12 protein-coding genes and 2 pseudogenes are annotated in these 15058 nt (G+C 42.5%); 2 read left to right on the forward strand and 12 right to left on the reverse strand.

What is annotated here, in order from left to right:
- Positions 1-8: 8 nt before the first annotated feature.
- Positions 9-587, reverse strand: a complete 579-nt coding sequence (locus ACRWQN_RS18105; RefSeq protein ID WP_434927257.1) for an LON peptidase substrate-binding domain-containing protein — start codon at positions 585-587, stop codon at positions 9-11.
- A 167-nt stretch (positions 588-754) separates the two neighbouring features.
- The gene (locus ACRWQN_RS18110; protein WP_434939236.1) at positions 755-1810 is read right to left on the reverse strand and encodes an alpha/beta hydrolase; all 1056 of its coding nucleotides are present in this window, start codon (positions 1808-1810) and stop codon (positions 755-757) included.
- 91 nt (positions 1811-1901) lie between these two features.
- Between ACRWQN_RS18110 and ACRWQN_RS18115 the strand changes: the two genes are divergently transcribed.
- A complete protein-coding gene (locus tag ACRWQN_RS18115) occupies positions 1902-2363 on the forward strand; it encodes a YhcH/YjgK/YiaL family protein (protein WP_434927259.1) in 462 nt (153 codons plus the stop codon).
- Between the two features lie 129 nt (positions 2364-2492).
- On the opposite strand, the gene ACRWQN_RS18120 is transcribed toward ACRWQN_RS18115, so the two are convergent.
- On the reverse strand, positions 2493-3026 hold the full coding sequence (locus ACRWQN_RS18120; RefSeq protein WP_434940697.1) for an NUDIX hydrolase: 534 nt from the start codon (positions 3024-3026) through the stop codon (positions 2493-2495).
- Between the two features lie 255 nt (positions 3027-3281).
- Here ACRWQN_RS18120 and ACRWQN_RS18125 point away from each other — a divergent pair, with 255 nt between their 5' ends.
- Complete coding sequence (locus tag ACRWQN_RS18125) at positions 3282-5576, forward strand: aminotransferase class V-fold PLP-dependent enzyme (protein WP_434939237.1); 2295 nt, start codon at positions 3282-3284, stop codon at positions 5574-5576.
- A gap of 186 nt (positions 5577-5762) precedes the next feature.
- Here the strand turns inward: ACRWQN_RS18125 and ACRWQN_RS18130 are convergent.
- The 9 genes and pseudogenes from ACRWQN_RS18130 to ACRWQN_RS18170 form a co-directional block, all read right to left on the reverse strand.
- A pseudogene (locus ACRWQN_RS18130) lies at positions 5763-7833 on the reverse strand (PhoX family protein).
- 333 nt (positions 7834-8166) lie between these two features.
- Positions 8167-9057, reverse strand: a complete 891-nt coding sequence (gene atcC / locus ACRWQN_RS18135) for a cold adaptation protein AtcC (RefSeq protein WP_434939238.1) — start codon at positions 9055-9057, stop codon at positions 8167-8169.
- Positions 9058-9068: 11 nt separating this feature from the next.
- Entirely contained in the window at positions 9069-9830 is a 762-nt protein-coding gene (gene atcB / locus ACRWQN_RS18140) for a cold adaptation protein AtcB (RefSeq protein ID WP_226413079.1), read from the reverse strand.
- Positions 9830-10360 carry a cold adaptation protein AtcA gene (gene atcA / locus ACRWQN_RS18145; RefSeq protein ID WP_226413077.1) on the reverse strand — a complete coding sequence of 177 codons (531 nt, stop codon included), beginning with the start codon at positions 10358-10360 and terminating at the stop codon, positions 9830-9832. The genes atcB and atcA overlap by 1 nt, the downstream gene beginning before the upstream one ends.
- Positions 10361-10367: 7 nt before the next feature.
- Positions 10368-10653 (reverse strand): annotated as a pseudogene (gene atcJ, locus ACRWQN_RS18150) (cold adaptation protein ActJcold adaptation protein ActJ).
- A gap of 465 nt (positions 10654-11118) precedes the next feature.
- Positions 11119-12312, reverse strand: coding sequence for an HD-GYP domain-containing protein (locus ACRWQN_RS18155; RefSeq protein ID WP_434939239.1), 1194 nt, complete (start codon positions 12310-12312; stop codon positions 11119-11121).
- Between the two features lie 330 nt (positions 12313-12642).
- On the reverse strand, positions 12643-13992 hold the full coding sequence (locus ACRWQN_RS18160; protein ID WP_434939240.1) for a DEAD/DEAH box helicase: 1350 nt from the start codon (positions 13990-13992) through the stop codon (positions 12643-12645).
- A gap of 127 nt (positions 13993-14119) precedes the next feature.
- Positions 14120-14608, reverse strand: a complete 489-nt coding sequence (locus tag ACRWQN_RS18165; RefSeq protein WP_434939241.1) for a GNAT family N-acetyltransferase — start codon at positions 14606-14608, stop codon at positions 14120-14122.
- Positions 14601-14993: a hypothetical protein gene (locus tag ACRWQN_RS18170; RefSeq protein WP_434939242.1), complete on the reverse strand. Its 393-nt coding sequence runs from the start codon at positions 14991-14993 to the stop codon at positions 14601-14603. The genes ACRWQN_RS18165 and ACRWQN_RS18170 overlap by 8 nt, the downstream gene beginning before the upstream one ends.
- Between the last annotated feature and the right edge of the window lie 65 nt (positions 14994-15058).

Consider the following 15058-nt stretch of genomic DNA (forward strand, 5'->3'; position numbering starts at 1 on the left):
TTATCAGGTTATACATCAACATGGGATTTTAGTAATTGCAGGACAAAGTCCATGGTTTTGTGACAATTGGGCTGATCTACCAAACGTAACTTATCACGACTATACATGGGCAAAACCTCTAACCAACGCTGGCTTACCCAAGTGGCGTCTTCTAAATGAATTTGTGAATACAAACCAAGTAAATCAGGGTTAACTTCATAAAACTGTTCAAGCGCTGCACTGATAATTTCAAACTTACCCACTATCGGCTCATGGCGCCAATTCTGACAAGGTAGAGTCCGTGCTATCCATACGCCATTGTGCTGTTTAGCTGCCGATAATACTTTTAAGCGTTGCTTACCTTCTAACACAATACTCAGCGACTTATCTTCTAGTTGGTGAAAGTCGATAATTTCACACTCGGTAATACTGCGATAACAGGGCAGTTCACTTTTAGCCTTTAGCGCTGCCATGGCTAAACCGTATTCACCTTTAAGCACTGATGCCACCAGCGCCAATTCAGCAGGAAAAGCAACCCTAAACTCGAGCCGGCCATTTGGCAACAACACCGCATCTTGTATCAGTAAAGCCATTTCACGTGTTTGCATTTTCGCCTCCAACACCATCAAGGTGAAGCACCAAAAAAGCGAGCATCAATAAGATGCTGCTCCATATCAGTGTAGTCAACGATGAAAAAACCAACAGTAAATTAAGATAAATTAATGCTAATGTACGACTGAAAATGCAACTTACTTTGTTCCACAATACCAGTAATTTACCAAGCCTCAAGATGATCCATTACGGTACCATTGGCCACAATAGTTGCTAACTCATCAGCTAACTTTTGGCTCTGTTTAATACTTGTTTGCCAATAATCAATCCGAGATTGGGTATCAAGATGCTTAAAATCTTCACGATCTGGAATTTTGCCATAGGGTAGCGAGGCAATAAATTCAGCCGATGGCGCCAGAATGAGCGCGTTGTGATAATTACTGCGGGCCTTACGCCATATCAGTGACTTATCAAACCAACCTGGGCTCATATGCGGGTAAAAATGTGGATATAAGGTTAAGCCACTTTCTTTGGGTAGGGGTAAATCAAAATGATAATCGGTAATGCCACCATCGTAATACTTACCTTTTGGCAGACCATCAATGTCGCGCACTGGATCAAGTAATAATGGAATTGAACCGGTGGCGAGCAGTGCCTGGCGAATATTATTTTCAGTCAGTGCCATTTGCTTGGTTGGTAGGTCTTTTAAGCGCCCAAACGGAGATGCGGCATCTTTATGGCTCAGTAAAATACGTTCAAAATGCCATGCAATACTTTTACGGTTAACGCTATTACTGGCCGCAGCTAAGGCCAAACCAATGGCAATGCCCACCTTAGACTGGCTGCTATTCACATGACGGGCTCGACAGGCAATAATATGATCCCGAAATATCGGGTTAGCAATAATATCCGTCCCCGCTTTATCGCCTAAAATACCATCAACCACACCCTGCACTTGTTGAGTGACTTGCTCTCTGGTGGGCACATCGTCATAACGCTGAGTGATATAAAAATGTTCTAATCGCTCATAGGCTGCTAAAGGGTTGTCTTGTCCTAAACATGCTAAACGCCATGCACCGGAAGAGGCTCCCAGCATATATAACGGATCTTGACGGTCCTTAAAAAACTCACCAAAAATATACTTGTCTAACCCTGCAATACCAATCCACTTAGGACCACCTGAAGCCGCTAATAGCTGGGTAAACATACCTTGCTGTAAACCTTGCGCTTCTATCTGTTTAAAAGCCGTTTCACCTGCAATAAGCCGTAATGCTGACAAATGTTGATCCTCTAATACTTGAAGAGTTAAAACAGTGATATTATTGCCATACTATGACACTTTCACTGCTGAATTATTCATTGGAACTCTTATGATTGTTGACACTTTAGCAAATCGCCATCTATATACAAAACTGCATCCACGTTTAGCCTTGGCATTAGCACACTTAGCTGAAACAGATTTTACCGCCAAAGCTGTTGGTAACTATGAACTAGACGGTAAAAACCTGTTTGTTATCGTCAATGATTATGAAACCAAACCAAGAGAAATTGAGCCATTTGAAGTACATCAGCAATATATTGATGTCCAATATGTGGTCAGTGGTGCAGAAGAGTTTGGTTATTTACCGTTAGCGGATCAAACACCGTCTAAGCCGTATTATGACAAACATGATTATGCCGAGTTTGACTTCGAATCAAATAAACAAGATGCGGCATTTATTGCCTTAAAAACCGGTATGTTTGCTATTTTCTTTCCTGGTGATATGCACATGCCAGGCACGTTTGCTACGCCGCAAAAAGTCCGTAAAGTGGTTATCAAGGTACGTATTTAACTGCCTATCTTGAACTTCAATCGTGTCACAGGAAAATGGAATAGCAGACATTGAGTGAATGTTATTGCACGTGTCATTGACCGCGACTTTGACCATAAAGTCGCCGAAAGTTTAAAAGTCGCCTACGGCTTAGTTCAATAACTCTGCTTTAATCAACTGCAGTAAAAAGGTTTCTCTTTCTATCGATAAGCCTTTCTTGTCACTGCTAGCAATAGTTTCCAGATTATGGGAAATCGCGGTATCAATATCAATCCACACCGGGGTCATACCATTACTGATCTCGTGTGCTTCAAACTGGGTGTCACCCAATTCATCTTCAATTTGACATACATAACAGTAAGACAGCATCTTGACCGATTCAAAACCGTTACGTCGCCATGGACGGTATTCTTGATACAAACCAAATGGAATGATGTCACCAGTGACATTAGCACCGGTTTCTTCCCGCAGCTCACGCACTAAACCTTGCACTATGTCCTCACCCGCATCGACCCCGCCGCCCGGCAGTGAATAGTCATGATAACGCTGGGTGTACAACATCAAAATATGGTTGCCACGAAGCACAATGGCACGGGCAGCCAAACGTGTCAGCATAGTGGACGAATTATTATCAATAAATGCTGCCGGCGTTTCAGGATGATAACGAGTGGTTAAATGACGCATCTTAGGGCCTGCTGAAAAAAAACGCATCATACGTTGCAAGGTGTTTTGGTTCAAGAAAGCGCTCGAAAAATACTTTAAACAAGGTAATCAAAGGTAAGCGTTCAACAAAGCTGATTAATAGAATCTTCAAAGATAAATCACCATAAGTTTAGGCTTGTAACTGATCACCAAACTGCTAATATAACAAAACGAGATTAGATATAACAAAAAGAAATATACAGTTTCACCTAATAATACCAAGCAGAGTTGATCTAAATGAATAATAACCACGACCTGAGCCAAATATACCTAGATGCCAATGCGACAACCCCTGTGCTACCTCAAGCCGCCCAAGCTGCACTGTCGGCCATGGAGCTGCTGTTTGGTAACCCAAGTTCAAGCCACATCACCGGCCTTCGCGCCAAAGATTTAATGGAACAGACCCGCAACAAAGCGAAGCAAATATTAGGTTCTGAAAATGGCAAAATCATTTTCACCAGCGGCGCAACCGAAGGCATTCAAACCGCTATTCTGTCCGCATTAATCAGTGCCAGAGAAGCCTTAAAAGCCACTCAACAACGGGGCGAAGATTGCTATTTACTCTATGGCGCAACAGAACATAAAGCCGTGCCAGAGTCGCTTAAACATTGGAATGCCTTGCTTGGTATCAATGCAAAGGTCATCGCCATTCCGGTTGATGGTTATGGCAACTTAGATCATGACTTTATTAGCCAGTATGCGCCTAAATCATTAATGATTTGTACCATGGCGGTGAATAACGAAACCGGGGTGTATCAAGACCTAAGCGCCTTAGAAACTACCATTCGCCAAGCCAGCAGCACTATTTTTTGGTTAGTGGATTGTGTACAAGCCCTTGGGAAAATATCGCTTAATCTGGCTCAAACCACTATCGACTATGCGCCCTTTAGCGGCCATAAATTGTATGCGCCAAAAGGCATAGGGTTTATTTATATCAGAGAAAATGCGCCACTTACGCCGGTCATTGCCGGTGGTGGACAAGAAAGCGGCCAGCGCTCAGGCACTGAAAACCTGCCAGGCATGGCGGCGATTAATGTTGTTTTTGACCAACTGGTTGCAACAGACTCATGCTTTGCCAGTCATCAAACCTTACATGCATACCGCAAACAACTTGCCGACACCCTAAGGCAAGCTTTTCCGCAAATTGTGTTTAATCACAGCTTTGACAATAGCGTGCCAACGACACTGAACTTTGCAATTAAAGGCTTTAGCAGCAAAGAAATAATGGACTTATTTGACGCCGCTAATATTCGCGTTAGTTCAGGTTCTGCATGCTCATCTAAAGTCACCCGTAGCTTTGTGTTAGATGCTATGGGCTTACCAGCCTGGCAAAGTGAGTCGGCTATTAGACTGTCTTTTGGCCCTGCCATGACCCAAGCTGAAGTGAGTCAAGCTTGTCAGCGTATTATCAGTACCGCCCAAGCCTTAACCCAAAGTTGCATGGTGCTAGATAGTGCTAACATGGATGATAAAACCCCTTTAAATGGTTTAGTACAATTACGCTCAGGCGCTAGCTGCACCTGGGTTTATGTCGAAGCGGCCTCAAAGAAAGCGTTTATTATTGACCCTCTGCCAGAGTTAACAGAGCGTTTAGATACCTTACTGCAATGTCAGCAGTTAGATTTAATCGCCATTATTGATACCCACGGCCACGCTGACCATGTTTCAGGACGGTTATTGCTGGCGGAAAAAAATCCGCAAAGCATTCAGTGTGACGGATTAGGTTGGCCCCAAACTGCCTTATCAGTGACAGAAAATGGCCGCCAATTGGAATACATTCAGTTGGCTGACAAATGGCTAGTCAAAGTGCCTACGCCTGGGCATACCGATGACAGTATAAGCTTGCTACTGTGCCAGCCTTTAAGCGGCTCAGACACATTAGCCAGTAACACTTTATTTGCTTTTTGTGGGGACACTATTTTAATGGGCACCCTAGGGCGGACTAATTTCGACAGTAGCAGTGCAGTATCCATGTATGGCAGCATTCAATTACTCAGCTCTGTCTTAGCACCACAAAGTCTTATTTGTGCAAGCCACGATTATCAAAATGAATTTGCCACTCACTTAAGTGCTGAGTGCCTGCGCAATCCGTTACTACAACAGGTGAGTCAAAACACCATCACAGTGGATGAATTTGTGGCGCGTAAGTTAGCACTGGACAGCCAGCTTAATGATCAAACCGGCAGTGAAATACTCTGCGGTGCTTTACCCACAGCGAGTTGCAGCAAACTTAAACCCATCAGAGAGTATTCAGCAGCCAGTTTAGATATCGCCTTACATTCCTCTAAGGTTAAATTAATTGATATCCGCGAGCCCCACGAATACGCTTTACACCATACGTCAAAGGCTTGTGAAAATGTGCCATTAACGCGTTTAGTACAATTTATGCAACAACATCAGCATGATAAAGACAGTGAATGGGTGTTAGTTTGCCGTAGCGGAAGTCGATCTCTTGTGGCCGCTCAAGCTATGCAGCGCCTAGGGTTTTCACATATCGCCCACCTAAAAGGTGGTTATGCACTGGCTAACTAATTAAGCCTGTCCTTTGTCGCGTCCACTGATTTAGAGACCGATGCGCTTGCGCTTGCTGATGCTGTTGAAAAAACATCATACTCAGCTAATAAAAAAGGCCCTAAGACTTTACGTCTAGGGCAATTTTATTAATACTCCGCACTGTTAAACAGGTGCTACTAAGTAGGAGCTATTAAATCAGTCCGATTAAATGCCGATTTCGCCGCCATCGTTTTTACGGATCATCACAGTGGCAGCGCGGGGACGAAGCTGAGTACCCGCTGGAGTGACTTCAGTCGCGTTATTCGAGTATGGCCAGTTACCTGGATGCTGAATATTAACAAACGCTGTTTTATAATCAGGTGTAATAGCAAAGCCTGTCACTTCACAATCATTAGGGCCAACAAAGAAACGCTTCAGTTGCGCTTGGGTTTCTGCGCTAATCACTTGCTGCTTACCATCAGCATCAACCAAAGTAGAGGGCACAACCGCTAGCATTTGATCATTGGTATAAGAGGTCACTTCATCGGCACCGTTATCGGTTTGCACCCATAAAATACCACGGGCATCAAACGCTAAACCATCTGGGCTAGCAAATTGATTTAAGTCGTCTAAACCTGACAAGTTAGTCTCTGCATCACCGTCGGTTGGTGAACCAAATACAAAGATATCCCAGCTAAACTCGGTGGCTTTATCGCCTTCGTCCCAACGAATAACATGACCAAAACTGTTGTTTAAGCGAGGGTTAGCTGTGTTTGCTTCAGTACGCTTAGTGTTATTGGTTAATGTTAAATAAACACTGCCAGTAAATGGATCAACCGTTGCCCATTCAGGACGGTCCATCGGAGTTGCACCAACTAAATCAGCAGCACCGGCGGTGTTTAAAATAATCGCTGCTTGAGTATCAAAACTGCTGGCTAAGGTGCTGCCATCTTTTGTTACTGCATCTAAAGTTAATGGCAACCACTCACCCACGCCGTCTTCACTAAACTTAGCCACATAAAGCGTACCCGCATTCATGTACTTATCACCCATAGCAATACGATTGCTGGTATTCGCATCTGCTGCTACCCACACGGCATCAGAGACAAATTTATATAAGTATTCAAAACGAGAGTCATGACCTGAATAAAAAGTAATTGGTTTGCCTTCTTCTAACTTACCAAAAGTACAGCCTTCATGGCGGAAACGGCCTAAGGCGGTACGTTTTACCGCACGTGAATTAGGGTTGTACGGGTCAATTTCTACAATATAACCGTGACCATTAGCTTCGTTACGGTAATCCTGACCCGCACTTGTCCCTGACGGTGTAATATCAAAACGGGCAAATTCATCTAATCTTTCATCATCATCACCGGCTAGGTGATCCCAGCCATAACGGGTACCAGACTTTGAAATACCAATACGTGATTGGTCAGCTGGTAATGTGCCTTTATTGACAAAATATCCCGGCCAGTTTTCTTCGCAGGTTAAGTAAGTGCCCCAAGGTGTGCTGCCATTGCCACAGTTATTTAATGTTCCACGGGCCTGGCTGCCATCGGGTGAGTAACGTGTTTCTAAGTAACTGGTATAAGCCATAGGACCAGCAATGTCCATCACACTTGCGCCGGTAAAACGACGGTTATGGGCATCATTGCTAACCACTTCCCACATGCCGTTATTCAGCTTAATGCGTACCACTGACACACCATGGGCATTGATTTCTTTGCGAATTTCATCAATGATGGTGCGCTTACCATTGGCATCAAAAGTTGGTCCTGTTGGATGCAGCGCATCTTCATCAATATATTCATGGTTAATACATAATAAACCATCATCATTTGAGTCATTAAGTGGGAAAAAATGCATACCATCATGGTGCATACCCACTGAATTAGCCTGGTCTTCACCTGTATTGGTTCCATCTGCTTTCCAGGCCGCGGCTTTAGCGTTCAATGGCGTTCCCCATGGCGCAAGCACGTACGCTGAATAACCGGCAGGAATCGCCACTGCGCCGGTTTTTGAACCTGCAATAGAATCAAAACCTAATACCGCAGAGCTTTTTGTTGGCGGAATTGGAGTTGGTGTAGGTGTAGGAGTCGGCGTTGGATTGGGTGTTACTGTATTGTCGTCTGAGCCACAGGCGGTTAATCCCACACCGGCGAATGCGGTCATCGCACTGATCCCTAGGCCTCTTTTAACAAAGTTACGGACGAGATAAATGTTTTTCCATCACCTGTGCAAAAGGTGTGTTATCGCTGTTATTAAAACGTCGTGGATCAAATGTCGCTTTGCTCATAATATGTCCTTTGAATGTCTAGGTGTTTTCGAGATCGTTGTCATCTGCAACAAGTAAACTTTCTTTTTATAAGATTAGTTTCCGGACATAAGATAAGCGGGGTTTATGACAATTGAGCATAAATTAGATGACAGAAAAGTGGCAGTTTAAAGACAGCAGGCTAATGCTAAAAAATAGCTAAAAAAATAGCGACTCAAGGTCGCTATGTTTATTGTTGGGACTAAGTTGGAACTAAATAAGACCTTAAGCGCCATTACGCTAGCTGCGTCTACAATCTAGCTGTTTCTATAAATCTAACTCACTATAAGTCTAACTCACTATAAGTCTAACTCACTACAAATCTAAGTATAGCGGCCAACCCAGTAAGCCGTGTAGGCCTTCTTTTTGCTCAAATCGCTCAAGCTTCTCCAGGCTTGCGCCTTGCATTTGCAACTCGCGATAGCCTTTAGCAAAACTTAAGGTACGCAGTAAACCTTGAATGTAATGCTTGCTTAAATCTTGACGGATTATCTCAGCTAAATCTTGAGGCAATTTAGCAATGGCATTTTCAGTTTGCGCCATCAAATAATCGCCATTAAACCAAGCATCATCAAGTTCAATTTTACCTAAGCGTTTTTTAAGATCTTGTCTTACGCCGCGATCAGCAAATAAGGTGCGATAAATCACCGCTTCAGCCAATACAGCTTCAAGATTAAGACAATCTAAAGGGTCGTGATCTGAGGTAACATAAAACGCCTGCAATAGCGCTTTAATACCTTGCTGACGTTGATGCTCGGTTAACGCACTTTGATAACTTTGCCAGCCCAACCATTCTTCCATATCCGGCGGGCTAGACACGTTTTCAAGTAAAGTTTCGCTCACATCACCATAAAGTGATTTGTTGGTGTTCAAACTGCTTGCGTGGGTGAGCAAGCTCCAGCCCTTTTGAAAGCACTTAAGTACCCCATCAGGACCTTGCAGCAAAGGTAAAGATGCTGCAGGCTCTTGGCCTGTTAAGGCAATAAGCCCTATGCTGACCACACCAATAACATCGTGTGCTGCATGTTCTAACAAGTGCACTTTATGCTTGTTGTAGAACTTATCAGCCAGCTTAAGGCTCATTAAAATCGCCTTAGCCTTTATTTGTTCGAGCTCATCTTGGCTTAGTTTGTTTTCGCTTTGACCGTAAGCTATCACTTTTGTCAGGTATGGCCCTTGATTTGGGTCCCGTAATGCCAGTTGCATAGTTGGAATCCTTAATCTAAAAAGCTAAACATATCGTCGACTTCAGCATATTCATCGGCCACTTGGTTTTTATCTTTCGCCTGTAAAACCAATTCATTAACGAACTTAGCGATGATTTGCTCCCAGCCAGAACTTTCGTTGCGCAGTAAGTTTTTAATCGACTTGGCAACCTCTGGTGTAAGCTCTTGAATAAGCGCCATTAAGCTGCGTGGATCATCCATGCTAAGGCTGTGCGATTCTTCATTGGCATGCCAATTGTCATAACCAACCGTTGTACCGTCGTCTTCATCGTCATAATGATCACGTTCAGGTGAGCCTTCCTCTGCTTCACTGGGCGCAAGAATAAGCTCAATAAAAGGAATCGATAAATAAAACAGACCAGCAGGATCATCGGCAATACATTCCAAAATAGCGGCTTGTTTTTCTTCACTGCCTTGAATGCGGATTAAATACGTTAAAAACTCAAAGGTGTGAGCAAGCAGCTCATCGGCATTGGTCTTTATTTGCTCTTCCCAATATAAGGGCTGCTGACAAACGATGTCACGAATTTGCTCTGGGCTCATCAACTCAGACATGATTGACGGGCAAGAAATGTCATGATGGCTGTTGATTTGCGTCAAGGTAACGATATCCATCAGCTCAATAACGTCCACAAGTTGGGCGTCTGTCATGGTATTAGCGATGATCTCAAAACGCTTGCTGGCTTGCTGTGGTTCAACGTCCGCAAGTTGCTTTATTTCTTGAGCGGTAATTTCAATCAAACTGGTGGTCATTATCTGTCCTCATCATCATATTGATCGTAATAGCCTTCTTCGTCGCTATCATTATCGTCATCATCATAGTCGCTATTAGATTGGCCGTATTCTTCATCGTCATCTTCATGTGCTGGCTTGGCTTTTTTCTTCGAGCCATTGGCTTCTTGATTAAGCAAATACAATACCGCGCAACTTTCAATTAGTAACGACTCGCCTTGGGCGCGTACCGCTTGCACTAAAGGGATATCGCCATTATTAAAAGCGATACTGACTTTAAATTCATCCCACTCTGGTTGAATAGCATTATCTATCCAGTGCGCCCATTTAAGTAGGGCGTCAGGGGCAAACTTAACCTGGCCAAATAAGGCAACGGGTAAGTATTCTGGTACTGAAGACAGCATGCTAATATCAGCCAGTAAAATTTCTTTTATCTGACGAGAAAAATTTTCTAATGCCTTTGGCGTATCGGGGTCGTTATATGACTCGATATTGTCATAGGCATTGTTTTTAAGCTCATGGATACGAGCAATATTTAATGATTTGGCCATGGGATACTCAAGGGTAAAATTGGTCCCACAGCTCGCGCATTGCGGCGGTAGGATCTGTCACTATCACGTTATTAAAGTCTTTGATGAATGCGTTTCTGAGTTTTTTTATCACTTAGCACGTCATAAGCTTTCTTGACTCTTTGCAGTTGCACTTCTGCTTGCTGCCGTTCTTCATCTGAGGCTAAGAGTAGTTTATCTGGGTGATACTTGTTGGATAAACGTTTATAGGCTTTTTTTATTTCATCTTCTTTGGCACTGGCTTTAACACCCAGTACAGTGAAGTGGTTAATCATAAAGGTTACCTGTAGGCGAAAAGCTGTCGATAGATATCACATATTTAAAGCGCGTATTCTAAGCACAATCCATTAACCGTTGAGGTTAATCTGCAACATTAGCGGGCGTAGAATATCCGATCAGTGATGATAACAGAAACAGCCCTAATGCAGCAATCAAGATACAAAGGCTAATTGGCCGATTAAGCCAGTATTATGATTGCAAATATTGAGACGTATTCATCATTTCAAACTTAAGACTACGATTAGTAAACGTCAGAATTACAACACTTTAAAGCTGTAATCAAGCCCTTTTTAACGTAACGCCTTTTCACTTCAGTGACGGTAACCTTTGTTATAATTCAAGTATAGAAACGGCATGGGATATTATCTAAAAACTGGGAGGTAAATGAAAGCGGTTAGCTATGTGACAAATCAAACGTTGAACTCACTTAGATTAAAGTTAAATTGGCACTATTTTACACGCTAGCCCTCATGAGCTAAATACTCAATAATTTGTTCCATATTGAGATTAAAATCATCTGCACGGACACATTTAACGATTAAGTCGTCGGTGACTGTAGCCAAATCAATCTTTTGTCCTGTTTCAAAGTGATTGGGTTTTAAATGATAAAACGGTTTCACAAGAGGGCGAATAGGGTCTTTCGGGTTATGGCCTTCGACAATAGCCAGCCTATTTGACTCAAGAAGCACCACTGAGCCCACAGGGTAAACACCCATACAACGAATAAATTCATCAACTAAGTCTTTATCTAATTCATTTTTTTCAGCTAATACTCGTAAAATACTAAAGGCTTTTACTTGGGCATAGCCTTGCTTATAGCAGCGGTGTGAAGTAAGCGCATCGAAAATATCGCAAATGCTGATCATTCTTCCGTAAAGGGTAATTTTTTCTGCGGCGACGCCAAATGGATAACCTAACCCATTGATTTTTTCATGGTGTAAGCTTGCAACCTCGAGACTAAGCTGACTGATTCCTGAGGTATTTTTCATGATTTCAATCGAGTAATTGGCGTGAGTTTTCATAATATGAAACTCTTCATCGGTTAATTTATCGGGTTTATTCAGAATACGATCGGGGATCATAATTTTACCGACATCATGTAAAAAAGCACCGATAGCGAGTTGGTTAACAATCTCTTTATCGATTTTTTTATACACGGCAAACATAGTCATCAATACCGATACTGACACTGAGTGCTCAAGCAAATATTCATCTTTATTGCGAATATTAAGTACACACGAAAGCGCATTTGGGTTATTGAAAATTAAATCTGTCGATTCGGAAGTAATTTTTTGAACCGGGTCCATGTCTAACGGCAAACCATGTTGTGCATTATGGAATAACTTTTTTTGGATATTTTTAGATTCATCAAAAACTTGGCGAGCTTTGGCTAATTCGTGATTAAAAAAGTTAGTTGTAACAGGCTTAGTCGCTGTTATCTTTGGAGGTATTGGTACGTTTTTAACAATTTCAATTGTCTCTGTTTTACTGGTATCAATTAACAGCTTAGTGACAGATTTGCGCTTTAATGCTTCGATAACACGCTCACTTTTAAGTACCCCAGGCTTAGCTAACGAAAACGTATCTTTAGGTTCAGTGATTTCGACCACATACATCCCAACACATACGTCTGCAATGTCATGTTCAATCAGCATAAATGGTTCCTTGGGACTATTTACTAACATTAAATAAATTAACAGCTCGGCATGTTCTGCATCCTGTATATTACAAGATAGCTTATTTATTAATGTAATATAAGCGAAATGACGATCCGCTCAAGCTTTGCCACAAGAATAACTCCACCAGCAATCGTGGCAGTAACCATCGACAACAGAGTCAATTTTGTTCCTCTCCAAATAGCTAATTTCTTTAACCATGAAAGCAATAGTTGCCATTAAGCTTGCACAGATATGCTTGCTGCGCATCACAGAAGCGCTTATACCTAGGTTACCTGATTAACAACCACAGCCTTGTGAAACACCATTCTAACGTTTTGATTGCGCCAATGCTTTTTGCCTGGCTTGTTGCTTTAACGAGCCTTTCTTGGTTTTACGCGTCACTGGGGCAACCTGGGTTAAATCGGGTTCAAACCCTGGGTACCATTGTTGTGGTAAACGCTTATCTAAATAAGCTTCTAGTTTTATTAAAAATGGTTCATCGTCGACACTTAATAAAGTAATCGCATGACCTGCTTGCCCTGCTCTGCCAGTGCGTCCAATGCGATGCACATAGTCTTCAAGTTTAAAAGGCAACTCCATATTAACCACATAATCCAACTGAGCAATATCAATTCCACGTGCGGCAACATCGGTGGCAACTAGCGCGGTTAATTCGCCAGCCTTAAAGTCAGTAAGTACTTGCTCACGTATTAATTGCGATAAGTCAGCATGCAAAGCCGCCACTTTTACCCCGCGTTGGCTCATTTGTTTCACCAACACATCGGCATCTTGCTTGGTACGGCTAAAAATCAATACTTGTTGCCATTTTTCAACGGTTATAAGCTTACAAAGTAAATCACATTTTTTGTGTGTATCGACATTATAAACTCGCTCGGTAACCGTGACTGCGGTTTGATTGCGGGCGTGGGTTTCAATCACTTTAGCCTGGGTAAGTAACCGCTTACTAAATGAAAAAATACGGTCATCTAAGGTAGCGGAAAATAACAAGGTTTGCCGCTGTTTAGGTAAGCGTTTTAATACTTCGATGATTTCATCTCTAAAGCCCATGTCTAACATGCGGTCGGCTTCATCAATGACAAAGTAATCAACCGCAGATAAGCTGGTTGCCCGTCGACGTAATAAGTCCAGTAAGCGGCCTGGGGTGGCAACAATGACATCAACCCCAGCAGCTAACTCACTAATTTGAGCTTGGGTGCTAACACCACCGTAAAGTAATGCCGCCTTGAGATCAGTATCAGCCATCAACTGAGTTAAATTATGGTGTACTTGTTGGGCTAATTCGCGGGTAGGGGTTAATACTAATGCTTTCACCTTTCTCGCTCGGCTTGAATTAGCTGAGCCAGAGTGAATGGCGCCTGAATTAGCAGAGCTTATCTCTAAAAGTTCATCGGCCTGCTTTTCATTCGCTTCAGCAGTGCTAGCTTGATTTGTATTAGCTTGCTCAAGTTGGTTATCTTGGAGACTGAGCAATTGATGTAGGATCGGCAGGCAGAATGCTGCGGTTTTTCCTGTACCAGTTTGAGCACCGGCCATGACATCTTTACCCGATAAAATAACCGGTATTGCCTCTGTTTGAATCGCCGTCGGTTGGGTAAAGTTAAGCGCAGTTAAACGTGATAATAATTGCGGATGTAATGCTAGCGCGCCAAAAGACATGTGGTTCTCCCAAAATGAAGGCAAGATTTTAGCATTAGCGGGTTAAATCATAAATGTTCTTTCGTTATTCGCACGATAAAAATGCGCCAGCTATACTGTCACTAAGCACTTTTAAACACCACTTTTATTAATCGACTTTTCTATACAAGCCTAATCCTTCAGGTAAGCCTATGGCTTGTTCAGCCGTCAACGCCACTGGCATAAAGCCATATCGCTTAATCACCCTTAGTGAGCCGATATTATGCGCGGCTACGTAGGCAAATAACGGCTCTTTAGGTAGCAAAGGTAAAAACAACTCTAAAGCTTGAGTGGCTATGCCCCGCCCCCAATATTCACGGTCAATCCAGTAACCTATTAAACGTCCGTTTTCAATCAAGCTATCATTAGAATCGTACCAACTTAGCATGCTACCTATAAGCTGACCTTGCAGCCATATTCCTTGTGCTATCGCGTCCGGTACGCCTATGACTTTTTGTTGCCAATGTAAATAAAAGTCGGCTTTATCTCGTGCAGGAAAGTCTGCCATTTGGCTTGCGATCGGGTCACTTTCAAACGCAAATAAGGTGGCTAAATCAGCCTCCGTTATTGGCACTAAACTCAGTGGAACATTATTCATTTAACGCATTTTTAGCTAATGATTTAGACGAAGGTTTAGTCGATGATTTAAGTGATAATTTAGGCGTTAGTAAAGATAAAATCTTTTCAGTCCACTCTTTAGGTGAATCCAGAATAAAACGAAACTTTTGACTATCTAAAGTAATCACTTGAATAGAATCAGCATCAACAGGAATCACTCCTGTACCGCGGCTCCAGCAAGTGGTTACCGACTTAATATTATCTAACTCTATTGCATAAGGGCCGTAAGCTAGGTCTTGATTAAAAGGATCAAAATGTAAGTTCTCTTCCTCAATCCATAGCGTACCCTCAGCACGAAATGCGCCTTTTTGAATGGTTGCGTCAATTGAATCAGTGACATCGTTGGACAAGCCCATTACGAACATACGTCTCTCCTTTTGTGATCAAGATCATTATTATAACGACTGTTAAGGGCTTCTCAAGCTTTACA

It is taken from the genome of Shewanella sp. HL-SH8 (assembly GCF_051165765.1).
In the GTDB taxonomy this organism is placed as follows: Bacteria; Pseudomonadota; Gammaproteobacteria; order Enterobacterales; family Shewanellaceae; genus Shewanella; species Shewanella glacialimarina.

Coding starts and splice junctions, on each gene's coding strand:
- ACRWQN_RS18105 (WP_434927257.1), bottom strand. CDS start 587: ATGCAAACACGTGAAATGGCTTTACTGATACAAGATGCGGTGTTGTTG.
- ACRWQN_RS18115 (WP_434927259.1), top strand. CDS start 1,902: ATGATTGTTGACACTTTAGCAAATCGCCATCTATATACAAAACTGCAT.
- ACRWQN_RS18120 (WP_434940697.1), bottom strand. CDS start 3,026: ATGCGTCATTTAACCACTCGTTATCATCCTGAAACGCCGGCAGCATTT.
- ACRWQN_RS18125 (WP_434939237.1), top strand. CDS start 3,282: ATGAATAATAACCACGACCTGAGCCAAATATACCTAGATGCCAATGCG.
- atcC (WP_434939238.1), bottom strand. CDS start 9,057: ATGCAACTGGCATTACGGGACCCAAATCAAGGGCCATACCTGACAAAA.
- atcB (WP_226413079.1), bottom strand. CDS start 9,830: ATGACCACCAGTTTGATTGAAATTACCGCTCAAGAAATAAAGCAACTT.
- atcA (WP_226413077.1), bottom strand. CDS start 10,360: ATGGCCAAATCATTAAATATTGCTCGTATCCATGAGCTTAAAAACAAT.
- ACRWQN_RS18155 (WP_434939239.1), bottom strand. CDS start 12,312: ATGCTGATTGAACATGACATTGCAGACGTATGTGTTGGGATGTATGTG.
- ACRWQN_RS18160 (WP_434939240.1), bottom strand. CDS start 13,992: ATGTCTTTTGGCGCGCTAGCATTACATCCGCAATTATTATCACGTTTA.
- ACRWQN_RS18165 (WP_434939241.1), bottom strand. CDS start 14,608: ATGAATAATGTTCCACTGAGTTTAGTGCCAATAACGGAGGCTGATTTA.
- ACRWQN_RS18170 (WP_434939242.1), bottom strand. CDS start 14,993: ATGTTCGTAATGGGCTTGTCCAACGATGTCACTGATTCAATTGACGCA.